General features: G+C 71.4%; 16 protein-coding genes. 12 read left to right on the top strand and 4 right to left on the bottom strand.

Annotated features, from left to right (window positions below; genetic code table 11):
* Position 1 precedes the first annotated feature (1 nt).
* Together ACGFNP_RS03790 and ACGFNP_RS03785 are read left to right on the top strand one after the other, a co-directional pair.
* Positions 2-1,129 (top strand): mandelate racemase/muconate lactonizing enzyme family protein, encoded by a 1,128-nt coding sequence (locus tag ACGFNP_RS03790; protein WP_393314419.1) that lies wholly within the window; start codon positions 2-4, stop codon positions 1,127-1,129.
* A gap of 65 nt (positions 1,130-1,194) precedes the next feature.
* Positions 1,195-1,743, top strand: a complete 549-nt coding sequence (locus ACGFNP_RS03785; RefSeq protein WP_393316590.1) for a DinB family protein — start codon at positions 1,195-1,197, stop codon at positions 1,741-1,743.
* 70 nt (positions 1,744-1,813) lie between these two features.
* Here the strand turns inward: ACGFNP_RS03785 and ACGFNP_RS03780 are convergent, their stop codons facing one another.
* A complete protein-coding gene (locus ACGFNP_RS03780; RefSeq protein WP_393314416.1) occupies positions 1,814-2,287 on the bottom strand; it encodes a carboxymuconolactone decarboxylase family protein in 474 nt (157 codons plus the stop codon).
* 180 nt (positions 2,288-2,467) lie between these two features.
* Between ACGFNP_RS03780 and ACGFNP_RS03775 the strand changes: the two genes are divergently transcribed.
* The 10 genes from ACGFNP_RS03775 to ACGFNP_RS03730 all read left to right on the top strand — a co-directional run bounded on the left by ACGFNP_RS03775 (position 2,468) and on the right by ACGFNP_RS03730 (position 15,182).
* A complete protein-coding gene (locus ACGFNP_RS03775) occupies positions 2,468-3,205 on the top strand; it encodes a class I SAM-dependent methyltransferase (protein WP_358340032.1) in 738 nt (245 codons plus the stop codon).
* 75 nt (positions 3,206-3,280) lie between these two features.
* Positions 3,281-3,808 carry a SigE family RNA polymerase sigma factor gene (locus ACGFNP_RS03770; protein WP_393314412.1) on the top strand — a complete coding sequence of 176 codons (528 nt, stop codon included), beginning with the start codon at positions 3,281-3,283 and terminating at the stop codon, positions 3,806-3,808.
* Positions 3,805-4,887, top strand: a complete 1,083-nt coding sequence (locus ACGFNP_RS03765; protein ID WP_393314409.1) for an ABC transporter substrate-binding protein — start codon at positions 3,805-3,807, stop codon at positions 4,885-4,887. Before ACGFNP_RS03770 ends, ACGFNP_RS03765 begins: the two co-directional genes overlap by 4 nt.
* A 221-nt stretch (positions 4,888-5,108) precedes the next feature.
* Entirely contained in the window at positions 5,109-7,016 is a 1,908-nt protein-coding gene (locus tag ACGFNP_RS03760) for a S9 family peptidase (RefSeq protein ID WP_393314406.1), read from the top strand.
* Complete coding sequence (locus ACGFNP_RS03755) at positions 6,980-8,290, top strand: serine hydrolase domain-containing protein (RefSeq protein WP_393314403.1); 1,311 nt, start codon at positions 6,980-6,982, stop codon at positions 8,288-8,290. The genes ACGFNP_RS03760 and ACGFNP_RS03755 overlap by 37 nt, the downstream gene beginning before the upstream one ends.
* A gap of 56 nt (positions 8,291-8,346) precedes the next feature.
* Entirely contained in the window at positions 8,347-9,930 is a 1,584-nt protein-coding gene (locus ACGFNP_RS03750) for a PucR family transcriptional regulator (RefSeq protein ID WP_393314400.1), read from the top strand.
* Between the two features lie 99 nt (positions 9,931-10,029).
* The gene (locus tag ACGFNP_RS03745) at positions 10,030-11,613 is read left to right on the top strand and encodes an ABC transporter substrate-binding protein (RefSeq protein ID WP_393314397.1); all 1,584 of its coding nucleotides are present in this window, start codon (positions 10,030-10,032) and stop codon (positions 11,611-11,613) included.
* Positions 11,614-12,582: an ABC transporter permease gene (locus tag ACGFNP_RS03740; RefSeq protein WP_393314394.1), complete on the top strand. Its 969-nt coding sequence runs from the start codon at positions 11,614-11,616 to the stop codon at positions 12,580-12,582.
* Positions 12,583-14,421, top strand: a complete 1,839-nt coding sequence (locus tag ACGFNP_RS03735) for a dipeptide/oligopeptide/nickel ABC transporter permease/ATP-binding protein (RefSeq protein ID WP_393314390.1) — start codon at positions 12,583-12,585, stop codon at positions 14,419-14,421. It begins immediately after the preceding gene.
* Positions 14,418-15,182 carry an ABC transporter ATP-binding protein gene (locus tag ACGFNP_RS03730; RefSeq protein WP_393314387.1) on the top strand — a complete coding sequence of 255 codons (765 nt, stop codon included), beginning with the start codon at positions 14,418-14,420 and terminating at the stop codon, positions 15,180-15,182. Before ACGFNP_RS03735 ends, ACGFNP_RS03730 begins: the two co-directional genes overlap by 4 nt.
* Here ACGFNP_RS03730 and menC read toward each other — a convergent pair.
* The 3 genes from menC to ACGFNP_RS03715 form a co-directional block, all read right to left on the bottom strand.
* Positions 15,172-16,272: an o-succinylbenzoate synthase gene (menC, locus tag ACGFNP_RS03725; RefSeq protein WP_393314384.1), complete on the bottom strand. Its 1,101-nt coding sequence runs from the start codon at positions 16,270-16,272 to the stop codon at positions 15,172-15,174. The genes ACGFNP_RS03730 and menC overlap by 11 nt on opposite strands.
* Positions 16,269-17,063, bottom strand: coding sequence for a GNAT family N-acetyltransferase (locus ACGFNP_RS03720; RefSeq protein ID WP_393314381.1), 795 nt, complete (start codon positions 17,061-17,063; stop codon positions 16,269-16,271). The genes menC and ACGFNP_RS03720 overlap by 4 nt, the downstream gene beginning before the upstream one ends.
* Positions 17,064-17,154: 91 nt before the next feature.
* A complete protein-coding gene (locus ACGFNP_RS03715; protein WP_393314378.1) occupies positions 17,155-20,229 on the bottom strand; it encodes a BTAD domain-containing putative transcriptional regulator in 3,075 nt (1,024 codons plus the stop codon).
* Positions 20,230-20,284: the final 55 nt, after the last annotated feature.

Here is a 20,284-nt window from a genome sequence, read left to right as displayed (position 1 = left end):
CGTGAACCGGATAGCACAGGTCGAGACCTTCACCGTGGGCCTGCCCTCGCTGCGCGACTTCGCCGTCGCGGGCGGGTCCGTCGTCCAGAGCGGCCGCCCGGCCGTCAGGGTCCTGGTGAAGATCACGGCCGATGACGGCGCCTTCGGCTGGGGCGAGGCCACTCCGATCCCCTCCTGGACGTACGAGACCACCGAGTCCATCGTCTCCACCATCGAGGGCTACCTGGCCCCGGCGGCCGTCGGCCGCCCGCTGTGGGACCTCGACGGGCTCTGCCGTACCTTCGACCGCACCATCAGCAAGGGCTTCTCGATCGGCATGCCGCTGGCGCGCGCGGCGGTCGACGTGGCCTGCCACGACGCCTTCGCCCGCAGCCTGGGCGTGTCCCTCGGTGAGCTGTGGGGCCGGCGCCGGCGCGACACCATCGAGCTGGCCTGGATCGTGGCCACCGAGTCGGCGGCCGAGGCGGCCGACTCGGTGGCCGAGGGCCGCGCGCACGGCTACCGCCACCTCAAGGTCAAGGTCGGCCTGCACGACGAGGACGAGGACGTGGCCATCGTGGAGGCCGTACGCGCCGCCGCCCCCGACGCCGTGCTCTGGGTGGACGCCAACCAGGGCTACACGGCCGCCGCCGCGCTCCGGGTGGCCAGGCGCCTGGCCGGCCTGAACATCGCCGTCTTCGAGCAGCCGGTGCCGTCCAACGACATCGCCGGCCTGCGCCGCCTGCGTGACGACAGTCCCATCACGGTGGCCGTGGACGAGAGCCTGCGCCACCCGAGCGATTTGGCGACGTTCGTCCGGCTCGACGCCATCGACGTCGCCGTCGCCAAGGTGCAGCGCTGCGGCGGGCTGACCCTGGCTCTGCGCCAGTGCCAGCTCGCCGAGGACAGCGGCCTGGCGATCATGGGCTCCGGCCTCACCGAGTCCGACATCGGGCTGGCCGCCTCGCTCCACCTGTTCGCCGCGTTCGGCGTGGACACGCCCGTGGACCTCAACGGCCGGCAGTTCATCACCAGCCCTTACGCCACTGATCCGGTCATCACCATCGCCGACGGCGTCGCCCACGTGCCCACCGGCCCCGGCCTGGGGATCGGCGTGGACGAGCAGGTGGTCCGCGCGCTCGCTCTTTGACGACGGGCTGAAATACTCGCTTGCCTGGCGGGCCGCCGCTCAGCATAGTGATCACGGTGAGCGATATGCCCGAGCGGTGGAGCAAGGCCAGCGTCTATCCCGACATGTGGGCGGATCCCGACGAGGATCCCCGCAACAACGACGGAGTCAGCCCGGACGGCGAGTTGGCGACGCTGCAGGACTATCTGACGAACTATCGGCTGACCCTGCGGCTGAAGTGCCAGGGGTTGAATCCGGAGGAACTGGCACGACGGTCGGTGCCGCCGTCGACCATGTCCTTGCTGGGTCTGGTCCGCCATCTTGCCGAGGTGGAGCGAGACTGGCGCAATTGGGTCGCGCCAGGAGACCCGGCACCCAAGCTGTACGGACCGGGTGGTGACTTCGAGGGAGCCGTTGGGGAGCAGGCGGTGGTCGACGGCGCATTCGCCGATCTTGCTCGCGAACAGGCGGCATTCGACGCGGTGCTGGCCGCGTATCCGGATCTGGGCGCGCGGGTGGGTCAGGACGGCATCGCCGTCCGGGAGCTGTGGGTGCACATGATCGAGGAGTACGCCCGCCACTGCGGGCACGCCGATCTGCTGCGCGAATGCATCGACGGCCGGGTAGGGCAATAGGAGCTGCTCACACCATCTGGTCGGGTCGCCCGGGGGAATCGCACCCCCGGGCTTCTACCGCAGCCGCCGATCAGCTCGACATGCCGGCGAACATGCCCGGCTCGTAGGAGCCCCCCTTGGTGCGCGCGATCACGCCGAGCCGGTTGGCCGCGTTGATCATGGCGACCAGGTAGACCAGCGCGGCGATCTGGTCCTCGTCGTAGTGCTTGCGCACCTGGGCCCAGGTCTCGTCGGACACGCCGAGGTGGGCGTCGGCGAGCCGGGTGCCCTCCTCGCCGAGCGCCAGCGCGGCCCGCTCGGCCTCGGTGAACACGGTGGACTCGCGCCAGGCGGCGACCAGGCTGAGCCGGACCGCGGTCTCCCCGGCGGCCGCGGCATCCTTGGAGTGGTAGTCGACGCAGAAGCCACAGCCGTTGATCTGGCTGACCCGCAGCATCACCAGGTCCTGGGTGGCTTTGGGCAGCGTCGACTGCTCGATCGCCAGGCTGACGTTGTAGAACCGCTTGCCGATCTTGGCGCCGAGCTCGCTGGCATTCAGGTTCATGCGTGTTTCCATGACTTCGTCCTCACTCGTGGAGCTTTATGCCGCGCGGATCGTTCGCGCGGCGTTCCGGCGAACATGAAGATGCCGGTGACCCGCTCCTTGTGACAGCGCGGTGATGTGACCTGCGCCACGCCGCAAAATCGTTGGACAACGCGTACGCCCCTGAGCATCGTGGGCGGCATGCAGCAGGAGGAGATCTGGGATGCCGAGACCGCCCAGCGCTACGACACGCCGGGCACCGGGATGTTCGCGCCCGAGGTCTTGGAGCCGACCGTCGGCCGTCTCGCCGAGCTCGCGGGCGACGGACGGGCGCTCGAGTTCGCGATCGGGACCGGCCGCGTGGCCGTGCCGCTCGTCGAGCGAGGGGTGCCCGTAACCGGCATCGAGCTGTCGCCTCCGATGATCGACCAATTGCGGGTGAAGGCGGACGAAGCGACGATCCCGGTGGTCGTCGGCGACATGGCGACCGCCGTCGCTCCGGGGACGTACACGCTCGTCTACCTCGTCTTCAACACGATCTCCAACCTGCTCACCCAGGCCGAGCAGGTCGCCTGCTTCCGCAATGCCGCCCGCCACCTCTCATCGGGCGGCCGGTTCGTGATCGAGCTCTGGGTGCCCGAACTGCGCAAGCTGCCACCGGGTCAGCAGGCCACGGTCTACCACTGCGAGCCCGGCTACATCGGCCTGGACACCTACGACGTGCTGCGCCAGCACGTCGTCTCGCACCACTTCAGGTTCGACGAGGGCAGACAGGCCGAGCTGTTCCGTAGCCCGCACCGCTACATCTGGCCGGCCGAGTTGGACCTCATGGCGCAGTTGGCGGGGTTCGAGCTGGAGACCCGGCATGCCGACTGGGCCGGAGCCGACTTCACCGCCGAGTCGCGTTCCCACGTGTCCGTTTACCGCCTGGCGACGTGAAGCCATCTGACCTCAGGAGTGCCAACCTTTCGCCGCGCCCACAGCGTCTGGGGGGTATCGACATGAGGAGAGACGTTGGATCGCGATGCCAGTTTCCAGGCGTTCGTGGATGCTCACCAACGCCCGTTGATGCGCCTGGCCTACCTACTCACCGGAGAGGTCCACCTCGCAGAGGACCTCGTACAGAGTGTGCTGGTCCGCATGATCGGGCGCTGGGCGAAGTTGGACCACATAGACAACCTCGACGCGTACGCGCGCAAGACCATGGTGAACCAGTTCATCTCATGGCGGCGGCGCCGTGGTTCCGGCGAGGTGCCGAGCGCCGAGCCGCCCGACCGCGCCTACTCGTCCGAGGACTCCGCCATCCTGCGGATCGTCCTGCGTCAGGCGCTCATGCGGCTGACACCCAAGCAGCGCGCCGTGCTCGTCCTGCGCTTCTACGAGGATCGGACCGAACGTGAAGTCGCCGACCTGCTGGGATGCTCCGTCGGCACGGTGAAGAGCCAGGCGCACCACGCCATGGCCCGCCTGCGCGCTCTGGCTCCCGAGCTGGCGCCGAAGCTGCCCGTTCTGGACGCCCACAGTGAGGAGGCACGCCGATGACCTGGCTCGGAGAGCAACTCGGCCGCATCGCGGACGACATGCCGGAGCGCGACCTGGCCGCCAGGGCGATCGAGGCCCATCAGCGCAGGCGGCGTAACTTCGTGGCGCTCACCGCCGCCGCGGTGGTCGTCATCACCGTGCTCGCCGCCACCATCGGGGTACGGGCGCTGCCCACGGAGCCGCGCGCCGCCGCCCGCCCGTCCAGCCCGCCCGAGCTGTCCACCATCACTGTCGGCGTGGTGCCGTCCGTGGAGTCGGCGCCCGTGTACGTGGCCCTGGCCAAGGGCTATTTCAAGGAGGAAGGGCTGACGGTGGAGCCGAGGGGCATCACCGGCGCGGCGGCCGCGGTGCCCCAGATCGCAAGCGGGAGACTGGATCTGGCGCAGACCGACTACGCCACACTCTTCAGGACGAACGAGCTTGGCGTGGGAGAGTTCAAGATCGTCTCTAGCCTGTACCAGGCCGCGCCAGGAAGCTTCGCGATCGTCGTGAACGCCAAGTCGAAGATCAGGACGGCGGCCGACCTCAAACGCAAGAAGGTCGCGGTCCCGAACCTCGCGGTGCTCGACTCGTTGGCGCTGGCAGCCGTGCTGAAGCGGGCCGGACTGACATTGAACGACGTCGTGCAGGTCGAGAAGCCCTACCACGAGATGCTCGCCGCGATGGACAAGGGGCAGATCGACGCTGCCCTGCTGGCCGAACCGTTCCTCACTTCAGGCCGCGAGAAAGGGCGTACGCGGATTGTGGAGGACGCGATGACCCAGGAGTTCGCGAACCTGTACACCGCGGGCATGGCGGCCACCGACAAGTGGATCAGCCGGCACCCTCGTACACTGGCGGCCTTCCAGCGCGCGCTGGCCAAGGCCCAGCGCCTGATCGCGAGCGACCCCGAGCAGGTGCGCGACGTGCTGCCCTCGTACACGAAGATCTCCAGGGCAACGACGGCGAACGTTGCGTTGGGCTCCTATCCCGCCAAGCTGGACCTGGCAGAGCTCCAGCGGGTCGCCGATCTGGCCCGCGCCTACAAGGCGATCTCACACCCGGCGGACCTCAGGAACGCCGTCGCGAAGGGCGGGTGAGCCCGGCTGCGCGACGCGCCCGTTCAGGCGGCCGGCCCGCGCGGAAGTCGCGGGCCGGCCGCTGCCAGATCATCAAAGGATTAGAACGGCCAGCCGATGTCATAGACGACGTACATGGAGTCGCTCGCCCCCGTGGGCTTTGGTCTTCCGCACAACGGGAGGGGTGGCGTTCGTCGGATGTGCCGAAGATGCCGTGGGCTGGTCCGGCCTACGGTTCGGTCATGCCACGCCTCGTCCTCGACGACCTCTACCGCATCGCGGTCCCATCCGACCCGAGGCTGCGCCCCGATGGCGGCGCCGTCGCCTACACGCTCACCACCGCCGACCGCGACTCCGACGAGAACCGGGCCGAGATCTGGCTCGCCGTCCCCGGTGCCGAGCCTCGCCGCCTCGCCGCCGGCAGCACGCCGCGCTGGTCGCCCGACGGTCGGTTGCTCGCCTTCCTGCGCCCTGTCGGCGGGTGCGCTCAGATCCATCTGCTGCCGATGGAGGGCGGTGAGCCGCGCCTGCTCACCTCGGCGCCGCTGGGTGCCGGTGTGCCCGTGTGGTCGCCCGACGGCGCTCGCATCGCGTACGGCGGCCCGCACGGCGAGCTCGACCCGAACGCGCCGGTCGTCGCGGACACCCTGGAGTACAAGGCCGACGGCACCGGGCTGTTGCGCGGACTGACCACACACCTGTTCGTGGCGGACGTGGCGACGGGCGAAACCGTTCAGGTGACCGAGGGCGGGTTCCATGCCGGGGAGCCGTCGTGGTCGCCGGATGGCCGGCGGCTGGCGTTCGTGGCGAGTATGGCGCCCGACCGGGACCTGGTGGTGGAGAGCGCGGTGTACGCGGTCGACGCCACCGGCCCGGCACCGGGCAAGCCGGAGCGGCTCACCGAACCAGGCGTCATCTGCGTCGGCGCGTGGTGGCACGGCGACGGCGACCGCAGCCTGGAGAGCGACGGCGGCCGGAACGGCGGCGGTGGCCGTGACCGGCTGATGGTGGCCGGGTTGCGCGAGGTCATCGGCCACACCCGCCTGTACGCGCTGCGCCCCGGCGGACTCGACGAGGTGGTGACCGGGCTCGACCGCAACGTCATGATCGGCGCTCCCGGCTACCCCGGCGCCGTCCCCGCGCTGCTGGGCGACGACCTGCTGTTCTGCGCCCGCGACCAAGGCCGCACCCACCTGTATCGCCTGCCGGCCGGCGAAGGACCTGTTGAGAAGATCGTCGACGGCGACTTCACGGTGTCCGGCATGTCCGCGGCCGCGGGCCGCGTCGCCTGGATCGCCTCCTCCCCGACGAGCGCGGGCGACGTCTACCTCGACGGCGAGCCCCTCACCCAGCACACCCTCCCGGACGTCGACCTGTTCACCCCGCGCCCCCGCACCTTCACCGCCCCCGACGGCACCACCATCGAGGGCTTCGTGCTGCGCGACGAGACGCGTACCGGCCCCGGCCCGCTGCTGCTCGACGTGCACGGCGGCCCGCACAACGCGTGGTCGCCCGCCTTCGACGGCGCCCACCTCTACCACCAGCGGCTCGCCGCCGACGGCTGGACCGTCCTGCTGGTCAACCCGCGCGCCAGCGACGGGTACGGCGAGGACTTCTACACCGCCACGGTCGGAGCGTGGGGGCTGGCCGACGAGCAGGACTTCCTCGCGGCCGTCGACGACCTGGTCGCGGACGGCGTCGCCGATCCTGATCGGCTGGCCGTCGCCGGCTACAGCTACGGTGGCTACATGGCGTGCTGGCTGTCGACCAGGACGGACAGGTTCAAGGCGGCGATCCCCGGCGGCTGCGTGAGCGACCTCGCCAGCATGGCGGGCACGTCCGACCTCGGGTCGCTGATCAAGGCGTACGAGTGCCGGGGCGACCTCCAGGCCCAGTCGCCGATCGCCCAGGTGGCCCGCGTCACCACCCCCACCCTGCTCCTGCACGGCGACGCCGACGACCGCTGTCCCGTGGGCCAGGCCGAGCAGTGGTTCGCCGCGCTGCGCGAGCAGGGCGTACCCGTGCGGCTGGTGCGTTATCCGAACGCCGCACATCTGTTCCTCCTCAACGGACGCCCCTCACACCGGTACGACCTCAACGAAAGGATCATCACGTGGCTGGAGCAATGGGTCACCGGCTCGCCGAGCTGATCGCCGAGCACGAGGTGCCGGGGGCCGCGCTGGCCTACCTGCACCAGGGCGAGGTGCACGAGTTCGCCGCGGGGACGCTCAACAAGGACACCGGTGTCGAGGCGACTCCCGACTCGCTGTTCCAGATCGGGTCCGTCACCAAGGTGTGGACCGCGACCCTGCTCATGCGCCAGGTCGAACGCGGCAGGCTGACGCTCGACACGCCGGTGGCCGAGGTGCTGCCCGAGTTCAGGGTGGCCGACCCGGAGGTCACCAAGGCCGTCACGGTCAGGCACCTGCTCTCCCACACCAGCGGCATCGACGGCGACCTGTTCCTCGACACCGGCCGCGGCGACGACTGCGTGGAGAAGTACGTCGAGGCCTGCGCCGACCTGGCCCAGAACCACCCGCTCGGCGCCACCCAGTCCTACTGCAACTCCGGCTTCACCATCGCCGGCCGGATCCTGGAGAAGCTCGAAGGCAAGCGCTGGGACGACGTGCTGCGCGAGCAGATCGTCGAACCGCTCGGCCTCACCCACACCTGGACCCTGCCGGAGGACGTGCTGCGCTTCCGCGCCGCCATGGGCCACGTCGACGGCAGGACCGCCCCCGTCTGGGGTCTCATGCGCTCGGCCGGGCCCGCCGGGCTCATCTGCTCGCGGCCCGCCGACGTGGTCGCGTTCGCCCGCGCCCACCTCGAAGGCGGCCTCCTGGACGACCCGCGCGCCATGTGGGAGCCGCAGGTCGACATCCCCAACCCGTACGCGCTGGGCAAGCAGTGGGGCATCGGCTGGATCCTGGACGAGTGGGACGGTCACCAGGTCATCTCCCACGGCGGCAACACCATCGGCCAGCACGCCATGCTCTGGGCCGTACCGGACACCGGCACGATCGTGTGCGTCACCGCCAACGGTGGCCACAGCGGCGCGTTCACGCACGCCGTCGCCACCGAACTGTTCGCCGAGCTCGACGGCCTGACCGTGCCGGCCAGGCTCGGCCCGCCGGAGACGCCCGTCCAGGTCGAGGTCGAGGGGTACGCGGGCGTGTACGAGCGGGCCGGGTTCCGCACCACGCTGACCGTCCGCGACGGTGACCTGTGGATGTACGGCGAGGCCACCGGCGCTCTCGCCGCGCTCCAGGAGCCCATGGAGATGAAGTTCGTCCCCGTGGACGAGGTGACCTTCGTCGGCCGCCGGGCGGGGGACCCGGAGTGGATGTCCGCCGTGTTCTACCGGCTCGCGGACGGCTCGCCGTACATCCATGTGGGAGCGCGCGCCACTCCGAAGATCAGCTGATCGTGCGGGCGACCGGCCGCCCGCACGCCGATCCAGGACCCGACTACGGTGAGTGGATGAACGACCGCCCACGCGCCAGCCTCGGACGGATCCTGCACGATCTGGGCAGCACGGTGATCGACGTGGCCGCCTCGCCGGGCGACCTCGACGTCGAGGTGACCGGGGTGCACATCTTCGACCCGCTCGACGAGCTGATCGTCCCGCCGGGCGGCATCCTGCTGGCGGTCGGCGTGCACGGCACGGCGGAGATCCGCGAGCTGCTCACGCGGGTTCCGGGGGCGGCCGGCGTGGTGGTCAAGCTGCCCGTGGACGTGGACGAGCAGGTACGCGCGACCGTGCTGGAGACCGGCGTGGCCGTCCTCGGGCTCACCAGGGCGGCCTCCTGGGCCCAGGTCGCCGCCCTGGTGCGCTCCCTGCTGGCGGAGGGCGACCTGGCCGGGCCGGGGGAGGGGCCGCAGGGCGATCTGTTCTCGCTGGCCAATGCCGTCTGCGCGCTGCTCGACGCGCCCGTCACGATCGAGGACAGGTCCTCGCGGGTGCTGGCCTACTCCGAACGGCAGCACGAGGCCGACCCGGGCCGGATCGAGACCGTGCTCGGCCGCCAGGTGCCCGAGCGCTACCAGCGGATGCTCGACGAGCTCGGCTTCTTCAAGCAGCTCTACCAGAGCCGCGAGCCCGTCTACGTCGAGCTCCACGACGGCAGCATCAACCGGGTGGCCATCGCCGTGCGGACGGGTGACGAGATCCTCGGCTCGATCTGGGTCGCGGTCCGCGAGCCGCTCACCGCCCAGCGGCAGCACGCCCTCGCCGACGCCGCCAAGATCGTCGCCCTGCAGCTGCTGCGTGAGCGGGCCGGGGCCGACACCCAGCGGCGGCTCCGTGCCGACCTGCTGTCCACCGTGCTCGCGGGCGGCGGCGACGCGCCCGAGGCCGCCGCGCGGCTCGGCATCGCCACCGCCCGGCTGTGCGTGCTCGCCGCCCAGCTCGCGCGCGGCGCCGACGACGACCCGGCGCGCGGCGAGAGCGACCGGCAGCGCTTCGCCGACGCGCTCGCGCTGCACGTCGGCGCCATCCACCCCAAGGCGGCCGCCGCGCTCGTCGGCTCGGTGGCCTACGCCGTGCTGCCGTTGCAGGCGGGCGGCGAGGAGGAGACGCGGGCCGTACGCGTCGCCGAGAGCTTCCTGGCCAGGGTCGGGCCGCGGCACTCCGCCAGCATCGGCGTGGGCCGCCTGGCCGCCAGCCTGGCCCAGGTCGCCAGGTCCCGCGCGGATGCCGACCGGGCGCTCCGCGTGCTGCTGGCCCGGGGCGCGGTAGGCCAGGTCGCCGGCTACACGACCGTGCACTTCGAGTCGCTGCTGCTCCAGGTCGCCGACGTGGCGGCCGCCGAGGACCAGGCGCCGACCGGCCCCTACCAGCGGCTGCTGGAGCACGACGCCGAGCACGGCAGCGAGCTGGTCGCCACGCTGCGGGCCTACCTCGACGCGTTCGGCGACGTCAACGCCGCCTCGGCGCGGGTCCACGTGCACGCCAACACGTTCAGGTACCGGCTCAAGCGGCTCACCGAGATCAGCGGACTGGACCTGTCCGACGCCGACGCCCGGCTCACCGTCATGCTCCAGATGCGCATTTTCGGGCGCTAGCACCATGCCCGCCGCGCTTTTCGTGGCCGGGCACGAAGAACGATCAACGGCCAGCGGCGAGGGTGGTGCCCCGGACCACACTCCCCTGGAGCGCCTCACATGAGAACACCAGCGGCGCTCGTCGCGCTGGCCCTGCTGGCCGCGGCGTGCGGCGGCACGGCGGGCACGAAGACGGGCACACAGACGGGCGCGCCCGTCACCGGCGGTACGTTCACCTTCGCCATCAGCGCCGATCCCGGCGTGCTCGACCCCGCCATGGGCATCCTGTCGGTCACCAACCAGGTCCTCAGGTTCGCCTACGACACGCTCGTCGACGTCGGCGCCGACGGCAGGACCGTCCCGGGGCTCGCCGAGAAGTGGCAGGTCAAGCCCGATTCGGTGACCTTCACCCTGCGCGGGGACGCCACCTGCGCGGACGGCGCCAAGCTCACCCCCTCCGATGTGGCCGACACCGTCAACCACATCGCCGACCCCGCCACCAAGTCGCCCATCTACGGCGTGCTCGTGCCCATCGGGATGAAGGCCAAGGCGGACGACGCGGCGGGCACCGTGACCCTGTCCACGCCCGAGCCCTTCAGCTTCATCCTGGAGAGCACCCGGGCGATGTACATCGTGTGCGGCAAGGGCGTCAAGGACCGCTCGGTGCTCGCCCACGGCACCTCGGGCTCCGGCCCGTACCGGCTCACCGAGGCGGTCTCGGGCGACCACTACACGTTCAAGGCCCGCAGGGAGTACGTCTGGGGTCCCGGCGGCACCACGGCCAAGGACCTGCCCGAGACGGTCACGCTGAAGGTCGTGCCCAACGAGCAGACCGCCGCCAACCTGCTCGTCTCCGGCACGCTCAACGGCGCCACCTTCTACGGCCCCGACCGCGCCCGCGTGGCGGCCACCCCGGGAGTCGTCAAGAACGTCCTGCCCTTCGGGAACGGTCAGTTCTTCTACCATCAGGGCGACGACCGGCCCGCCCACGACCCGGCCGTACGCAAGGCGCTCACCCAGGCCGTCAACCTCAAGGAACTGGCCGGGATCGCCGCGAGCGGCACCGGCCGGCCCGTCACCGGGCTCATCCTCGACCCGCGGCCCTGCCAGGGCGACACGGTCACCGGGCACCTGCCCGCCTACGACCAGGCCGCGGCCGGGGCGGCGCTGGACGCGGCGGGGTGGAGAGCGGGCGCCGACGGCGTCCGGGTCAAGGACGGCAAGCGGCTGACGCTGCGCTTCGTCTACCCCACCACCAGGGGATCCGGGGTCCAGGCCGCAGCCGAGTACCTGGCCGCCGCCTGGAAGAAGGCCGGCGTCGAGGTGAAGCTGAACGGCATCATCGACGCCAAGCTGGCGGAGTCGCTCAACGTCACCCAGGACTGGGACGCCATCTGGCTGCCGATCTCCGTCACCCTGCCGACCCAGCTCGTCGGCTTCCTGTCGGGACCGGCCGCGCCCAAGGGCGCCAACTTCGCCCACCTGGCCAACACCCGTTACGAGTCGCTCATCGCGCGGGCCGCGAAACTGCCGGCGGCCGAAGGCTGCGAGCTGTGGCTGGAGGCCGAGTCGGCGCTGTTCGAGAACAGTGATCTGGTGCCGGTCGTGGAGAACACCGTCCTGGCCGCCGGTAAGAACGCCACGTTCACCATGACGGCCGGGGATGTCGTGCCGACCTCGATCCGCCTCACGCAGGGAGGCTGAGTGCGCGGCCTCCAGAGGGTACGGGCACGCGGGTCGCGCTGGGCGGTGCGGCAGGCCGTGCGGTTCGCCGTCTCGCTCGCCGCGCTGCTCGTCGCGTCCTTCGCGATGATCCACCTCATTCCCGGCGATCCGGTCCGGGCCTCGCTCGGGCCGGCCGCGCCGATCGAGGTCGTCCAGGCGCGTACGGCGGCGCTGGGGCTCGACCGTCCGATCCTCGAGCAGTTCCTCACCTACACGGGCAACGTGCTGTCCGGAAATTTCGGGACCTCGTTCCTATCGGGGGAGCCGGTCGGCGAGGTCATCGCCGGACGGCTGCCCAACACGCTGGCCCTGGCCCTGCTGGCGACCGCGGTGGCGCTGCTGGTGGCGGTGCCGCTCGGCATGTGGGCGGCGGTCCGCACCGAGAACGGCAGGAACCGCGGCACCGAGTACGCCTTCACCACCGTGACCGGCACCGCCGTCGCGGTGCCCGAGTTCCTCTACTCGATCGCGCTGGTGACCGTCTTCGCCATCGGCCTCGGCGCGTTCCCGCCCGCGGGCAAGGCGGGCGCCGCCTCGTACGTGCTGCCCGTCCTCGCCCTGGCGATCGGCCCGGTCGCGATGATCGCCCGCATCTCCCGCGCGGAGACGCTGCGCGAGCTGGGCTCCGACTACGTACGGCTGGCGCGCGCCAAACGCCTGCCCGCCGCCCGCCTCTACCTCCGGCACGTGCTGCCCAACACGCTCACCGCCACCCTCACGCTGGGCGGCCTGCTGCTGTCGGCGCTGATCGCGGGCAGCGTGCTGGTCGAGTACGTCTTCGCCTGGCCGGGGCTCGGCCTGAAGATCGTCGAGTCGATCACGCAGAAGGACTATCCGGTCGCCCAGGGCGTCATCCTCGTCTACGGCGCGATCGTGCTCGTCGTGAACCTCGCCGTCGACCTGGCCCTGGCCGCGCTCGACCCCACCTCCAAGATCAGAGAGGCGTAAGTGAAGCCTCGCCTGCCCCGCCCGCCTCGCCTGCCCCGCGCACCCCGCACGCCCGCCGCCGTCGCCGGAGCCGCGCTGGTCGCGGCCATGGTCGTGCTGGCCATCGCCGGGCCGCCCATCTGGGGCGCCACCGCCGAGCGCATCGACGCGGCGGCCATCCTCCAGGGCACGTCCGCCGCCCACCCGCTCGGCACCGACAGCCTGGGCCGCGACCTGCTCGCCAGGGTGCTCGTGGCCGGGCGGTTCTCCCTGGCCCTGGCGTTGGCCGCCACGCTCATCGGTGGCCTGACCGGGATCGTGCTAGGCGCCCTGCCGTCGGTGCTGCCCGGCCGGGCGGCACGGCTGATCACCGGAGCGGTCAACGCGCTGGTCGCCTTCCCCGGGCTGCTGCTGGCCATGTTCACCGCGGTCGTCAGCGGGCTGGGCGCCCGCGGCGCGGTCCTGGGCATCGGGGTCGCCATCGCGCCCGGCTTCGCCCGGCTCACCCAGACGCTGGCCGCCACCGTCGCCGGATCGGACTACGTCTCGGCCGCCCGCATGCTCGGCGTGTCCCGCCGCCGGGTCCTGACCGGGCACGTGCTGCCCAACATCGCCGAGCCGCTCATCCTGCAGCTCACCCAGTCGCTCGGCGGCGCCCTGCTCGGCCTGGCCGGGATGTCGTTCCTCGGCCTGGGCGTGCAGCCGCCGTCCTTCGACTGGGGCAGGCTGCTGTTCGACGGGTTCGCCCGCATCTACGTCACGCCCGAGGTCGCGCTCGGCCCGGCGGCGGCCGTGGCGCTCGCGGGCATCGGGTTCAACCTGCTGGGCGACGCCATGGCCAAGGCCGCCGCCCGTACCGCCCCGGCCGGGAAGAAGCGGATCGCGGCGGTGCCGCCCGAGCCCGGCGAGCCGGATCCCGGCGCGGTGCTGGAGGTCAGGGGCCTGACCGTCGCGTTCCCCGGCGGCGCGACGCCCGTACGCGAGCTGTCGCTGAGCATCGCCCCCGGTGAGATCGTCGGCCTGGTGGGGGAATCGGGCAGCGGCAAGAGCCTGACCGCCGCGGCCATCGGCGGGCTCGTCCCCTACCCGGGCACGGTCACCTACGGACGGCTGCTGCTCGGCGGCCGGGACGTCGCCACGCTGTCGGGCAAGGAGCTCGGCACCGCGCTGGCCATGGTGTTCCAGGACCCCATGGCCTCGCTCAACCCGGCGCTCCGGGTGGGCGGGCAGCTCGCCGAGGTGGCCATCGTGCACCAAGGCGCCGGCCGTGCCGAGGCGAACCGGCGGGCCGTGGACCGGCTCGGCCACGTCCACCTGCCCGACCCGGCCGCGCGCGCCCGGCAGCACCCGCACGAGCTGTCCGGGGGCATGCGGCAGCGCGCGGTGATCGCGATGGGCCTCATGGCCACGCCGCGGCTGATCATCGCCGACGAGCCGACCACGGCGCTCGACGTGACCGTACAACGGCAGATCCTGCGGCTGCTGCGCGAGGTCACCGAGGAGACCGGCGCGGCCGCGCTGTTCATCTCGCACGACATCGCCGTGGTGGGGGAGCTGTGCGACCGGGTCATGGTCATGTACGCGGGCCGGGTGGTGGAGGAACTGCCCGTCGCCCGGCTCGCCGCCGAGGCCGCGCACCCGTACACGCGGGCGCTCCTCGCCTCCCTGCCCGACATGGACACCGACCGGGACCGGCCCCTCGCGAGCATCCCCGGCCGCCAGCCCGCACCCTCGGACGTGGGCCCCGGCTGCGCCTTCGCGGACAGGTGCGCCCTGGTGCGCACCCGCTGCGCCGCCGAACGTCCCCCGCTCATCCCGTACGGCGAGGCGGGCCGCGTGGCCTGCTGGGAGGTCACGTGATCATCGAAGACCTGACCGTGCGCTTCGGCGCCTTCACCGCGGTCGACCGGGTCACCCTGGAGATCCCCCCAGGCCGGATCGTCGGGCTGGTCGGCGAGTCGGGGTCGGGCAAGTCGTCCCTGGCCAGGGCGGTCAGCGGGCTGGTGCCGTACACGGGCCGGATCGACGGGGCGCGCAACGTCCAGATGGTCTTCCAGGACCCGTACGCCTCGCTGGACCCGCGCATGACGGTCGGCGACTCGGTGGGGGAGGGGGTGCGTCCGGACCACGCGGGACGGACGGGCAGGCGTGACCGCGCGGGACGGCCGGGCAGACGTGACCGCGCGGGATGGCCGGGCGGACGCGACCGCGCGGGGCGGCGGGCCGAGGTGGAGCGGCTGCTGGGGCTCGTCTCGCTCCCCGCGGACCTGGCCGGACGCTACCCGCGCGAGCTGTCCGGCGGCCAGCGGCAGCGGGTCGCCGTCGCCAGGGCGCTCGGCGCCGCCCCCGATCTGCTCGTCGCCGACGAGATCACCAGCGCGCTCGACGTGTCCGTCCAGGGCGCGGTGCTCAACCTGGTCCGCTCACTCCGCGACGAGCTGGGCCTGTCGATGCTGTTCATCTCGCACAACCTGGCCGTCGTCCGGTACGTCTCCGACGTCGTCGCGGTCATGCACCAGGGCCGCGTCGTCGAGACGGGACCCACCGAGCAGGTCGTCGGCGAGCCCGCCCACGACTACACGCGTGCCCTGCTGGAGGCGGTACCCAGGCTTACAGGGTGATCCACTCGGTGGCGGTGGTGACCTCGTCCAGCACGGCCGGGATGGGCGCGACGCCCAGGCCCGGCCCGGTCGGCACCGCCAGGTGGCCGTCGCTCAGCTCGAACGGCTCGGTGATGTCGGTCGCGAAGTAGCGGCGCGACCCCGAGGTGTCGCCCGGCAGCGTGAACCCGGGCAGCGCGGCCAGCGCCACGTTCGCGGCCCGGCCGAGCCCGGTCTCCAGCATGCCGCCGCACCACACCGCGATCCCGTTCGCCCGGCACAGGTCATGGATGCGGCGGGCTTCCAGGTAGCCGCCGATCCGGCCGGGCTTGATGTTGACGATCGAGCACGAGCCCAGCGCGATCGCGGCCGCGGCGTGCTCGACCGACTCGATCGACTCGTCCAGGCAGATCGGCGTCCTGAGCTGGGTGGCCAGCTTGGCGTGCTGGACGAAGTCGTCGTTGGCCAGGGGTTGCTCGATGAGCAGCAGGCCGAAGTCGTCGAGCTTGGCCAGCTGGCGGGCGTCCACGAGCGTGTAGGCGGCGTTCGCGTCCACCTGGAGCAGCACGTCGTCGCCGAACCGCTCGCGCACCGCCCTGACCGGCGCCACGTCCCAGCCGGGCTCGATCTTCAGTTTGATCCGCATGTACCCCTCGTCGAGGTAGCCCTCGACGGCGTCGAGCAGCTGCGGGATGGAGTCCATGATGCCGACGGAGACGCCGCACGGCACCCGGTCGCGGGCCGCGCCGAGGAACCGGCCGAACGACTCGCCCGCCGCCCTGAGCTGGGCGTCGAGCACGGCCGTCTCCAGGGCGGCCTTGGCCATCCGGTGCCCCTTGATCGGCTCCAGGGCCCGGCCGACGGCGTTCGCGTCGAGGGTGCGGGGCAGGGCGGGCAGCAGGAAGCGCCGGATCACGTCGGCCGCGCCGTCGACGTACTCGCTGGAGTAGAACGGCTCCGACATGGCCACGCACTCACCCCAGCCCTCGGCGTCGGGCGTCACCACCCGGACCAGCAGCACGTCACGGGCCGTCTCGGTGCCGAACGAGGTGCGGAACGGCGCCACCAGCGGCATCGCGATCCGCCGCAGCTCAACTCCTGTGATCTTCATCCTGACTCCACTACATAAGAGGACTTCTGGTGAAACCCGGTGACGATGCGGCCTTCGGCCATCAGACCGCCCAGCACGTCCCGTACGGCATAACGCCATGCCTTGGCCGTTCCCGGGTCGGCCCGGCGCAACCCCTCGATGTCCGCGGGCACGGCGACCAGCACGACCTCGGCGTCCGTACGGCCCGGCACCGGCCGGCCCCCGTCGTCGGCCAGGCCGACCACCGCGTCCCGCGGCACGTGGACGGGACGCGGCTGCCGCCTGGCCAGCGCCTCGACATGCGGCGCGGACAGCTCCCAGATGGCCAGCATCCGGTCGGACTCGTCGCCCTGGTTGATCTCGTCCCCCATGGTGCCGTAGAAGCTGGGCAGGTACTCGTGCGGCCGGGCGCCCAGCTTCGCCAGGTTGAAATGGGCGTTGCGGCGCACCAGTGGATCGTATGTCCAGGTGACGCGTTCCAGCCCGCGCTCCAGCGCCCACCGGCGCTGGTGCAGCTTGAGCTCGAACCCGGCCCCGCGTCCGGCGGACGCGCCGGTGATGTGGGAGTGCAGCGCGTTGCCCGCCGCCAGGAACCCGACGGACCCGCCGGCCAGCCGGTCGCCGTCGAAGGCGCCCGCGACGTAGCCACCGGCGTGCGACAGCGCCCGCATCAGCTCGACCGTGATCGGCTGCCCGCCTTGGTCGAACCGCCAGATGCCGTCGAACAGCGCGAACAGTCCCTCGAACTCCGCGATCTCCTGTAGTTCCCTGACCGCGATCAACCTGCCGGCCCTCCGAGTCGTCGATGTCACCCGCGACCGTACGCCAGAGTGAGGGCGGCCGGATTCGTGCCGGCCCACCAAGAGGCGAGGGTTCTTCGTCGCCGAGCCCTACGCGGAAGCCCTACGCGGAAGAGGGAAGGGAGTCTCCCCGAGCCGACGCGAGCTGGAGCCGGGTGTGCAGGTGCAAGGCGGAGATGACGGCTTCGCGGCCATGGACGGGGGCGAAGTGCGGCTCTTCGAGCAGGCCGTCGTCGCCCATGCCGTTGATCTCGCGGGTGATGGCGAGGGCTTGGCGGAGGTGGTCGGTGGTTTCGGGGTGGGTGAAGCTGATGGCGATGAGTGCGAGGCTTTCGCCCCACCGGTCACCGGTCTCGCGGGTGATGGCGAGGGCTTGGTGGAGGTGGTCGGTGGTTTCGGGGTGGCGGCCGGTGGCGAGGTGGGCGAAGCCGATGGCGATGAGTGCGAGGCTTTCGCCCCAGCGGTCGCCGATCTCGCGGGTGATGGCGAGGGCTTGGTGGAGGTGGTCGGTGGTTTCGGGGTGGCGGCCGGTGGCGAGGTAGGTGAAGCCGATGGCGATGAGTGCGAGGCTTTCGCCCCAGCGGTCGCCGATCTCCCGGGTGATGGCGAGGGCCCTTTGCAGCGGGGGCACACTCGCGGCGTGCTGGTCGAGCTGGCGGTAGGCGTTGCCGATGCCGATGAGGGCGCGACCCTGGCCGCACCGGTCGCCCGCCTTCTCATAGAGGGCGAGAGACCGGTGCTGCTGGTCGAGCGCCTCGGCGAATCGGCCCGAGCGGTCATAGATGAAACCCAGATGGTTCCGCGTCTTGGCCTCGCCCCAGCAGTCGCCGCTCTCCTGGTCCAGGACGAGCGCCCGGTGGTGATGCTTGAGCGCTTCGGACAGGTGCCCGGATCGCCAGTACGCGAAGCCGAGATTCTTCGTCGTCTCGGCCAGCGCGCGCGGATCGCCGGCGTTCCGCGCGGCGTCGAGGGCCAGGAGATGCGTGTCGATCCAGTCGCTGACATGCCCGCGGACGAAGAAGAACCGCCACAGGACATGGGGGAGCCGCCAGGTGAGGGCATGCCATCCGTACTCGGCCGACAGTGTGATGGCCGCGATGAGGTTGGCCCGCTGCTCGTCCAGCCACGCCATCGCGTCCGCAGGGCCGGCCAGGACGGGCGGGTCGGCGGGCTCATGGGTGATCGCCAGGGGGAAGCGTCTCCTGGTGGGTTCGAGGAGGTCGGCGGCGCGATCGGCGGTGTGGAGGTACCAGTCCAGCGCGCGGCGGATCGCGGTCGTCCGCTCGGTTTCGCTGTCCTCCTGGTGGGACTGCTCGATGGCGTACGCGTGGAGCAGGTCGTGGAACCGGTGCCGATCACGGGTGGTCCGCTCCAGCAGAGACCGATCGGTGAGGAGTTCGAGCAGCCGCCGCGCCTCGGGGGTGGTGACGCCGGCCAGCGCCGCCGCTTCGGGCGGGCTGAAGTCGGCGCCCGGGTGCAGGCTCAGCATGCGGAACATGCGCGCGGCCGACGGTTCCAGCGCCCGGTACGACCAGGAGAACACCGCCCGGAGACTGGCCTCATGGTCGTCGGCGGTGTCGAGCGTGTCCAAGGCGGTCCGCTGGTCCCGTACCTCGTCGGCCAGGTCCTTCAGAGAGCTGCCAGGACGGCAGGTGGCGTGCTCGGCGGCGATCGTCAGAGCCAGCGGCAGGTGAACACACGACCGGGCCAGCTCCTCGGCGGCCCGCGCCTGGGCGCTGATCCGCTCAGGGCCGAGGATCCTGGTCAGCAGGGCAGTGGATTCGGCGGGGGAGAACTGGTCGAGCAGGACGCGGTGCGCCCCTTCGCGGACGGCCAGTCCACGCAGCTGACTGCGGCTGGTGACCAGCACGACGGCATGCGAACCCGGCAGCAACGGCCGCACCTGCGCCGAGTCGCGGGCGTTGTCGAGCAGCATCAGCACCCGGCGTCCGGCCAGCACGCTGCGCAGCATCGCCGAGCGGGCGTCCGTTCGCGCGGGGATCCGCTCGGCCGGCACGTCGAGCGTGTGGAGGAGCAGTTCGAGCGCGGTGCCGGGGTCGACGTGCCCGCCCGGCCCGAAGCCGCGCAGGTCGAGGTAGAGGAGCCCATCCGGAAACCGGTCCATCACCCGATGGGCCCAGTGCACCGCCAGCGTCGTCTTGCCCACGCCGCCCATGCCGCTGATCGTGGCGATCACGATGGGCGGCGACGTCTCGTGGTCGTCGCCCGCGAGGAGACCGTCGAGAGCTTTCAGCTCCTTGTCGCGCCCGGTGAAATAGGCGATGCCGGACGGAAGCTGCTGAGGGACGCCATCGCTGACTTCTGAATCCGGCACCTCGCCGCTGTCGGGTGGGAGCACCTGCCGAGGAGACGCCAGTTGCCCCGGTTGAGTCTCGTCAAGGATCCGGGCAGGTTCGGGATCGTCGTTCAGAATGGCGGAATGGACCCGGACCAGTTCCTGGGTCGGGTCGATGCCGAACTCTTTCCGCAGCAGGGTGTCGATGGTCCGATAGGCTTCCAGCGCTTCCGCCCGGCGACCGGCCTTGTGGAGCGCGATCATCAACTGGGCCCACAGTCGCTCATGGTAGGGATGGTCCGCCGTCGCCTCCTTCAGCGTGATGATCGTCTCGTCGTGACGGGCGAGCTGAAGGCCGAGCTGAAACCACCGTTCTATGGCCCGGAGCCGTTCCTCCATGACCCAGGGCACCTCGTCGCGGTGCAACGACTCCGACGGGACATCGGCCAGCACGGGTCCCCGCCACAGCGCCAGCGCCTGCCGGAGAAGATCGGCCTTACCGGTGGCGTCCTGGGTGGCGGCGGCCCGCACGGTCAGATCCCGGAACGTCGACAGATCGAGGCTGCCCGGCGTGAGGTTGATGACGTAACTGTCGTTGAAGGTATGGATCAGGCGGCGGGCGTCATGGTGGCCGTCGCCCAGCGCGCGCCGTAGCCGCGCGACATGCGTGTGCAGCGCGCCGCGGGCGTCGTTCGGCGGTGTGCCGTCCCAGATCCGCTCGATCAGCTGGTCGTGCGACACCTTCTGGTTGGCCTGCAGGAGAAGGGTGGCCAGAACGCCCCGTTGCTTGGCGGCTGGAAGGGAAACCGGTCGGCCGGCACGCGAGATCTCCAGTGTGCCCAGCACCCCGAAATGGAAGAACGGTTCTGATTCTGTATCCACAATGATCCTGACGTCACAGCGGTGGTTTTCGATCGTAACGATCAGCCCTCACGTT

Source organism: Nonomuraea sp. NPDC049269, assembly GCF_043197155.1.
Classification (GTDB): Bacteria; Actinomycetota; Actinomycetes; order Streptosporangiales; family Streptosporangiaceae; genus Nonomuraea.
This window is presented reverse-complemented; position numbering and strand designations above follow the sequence as displayed.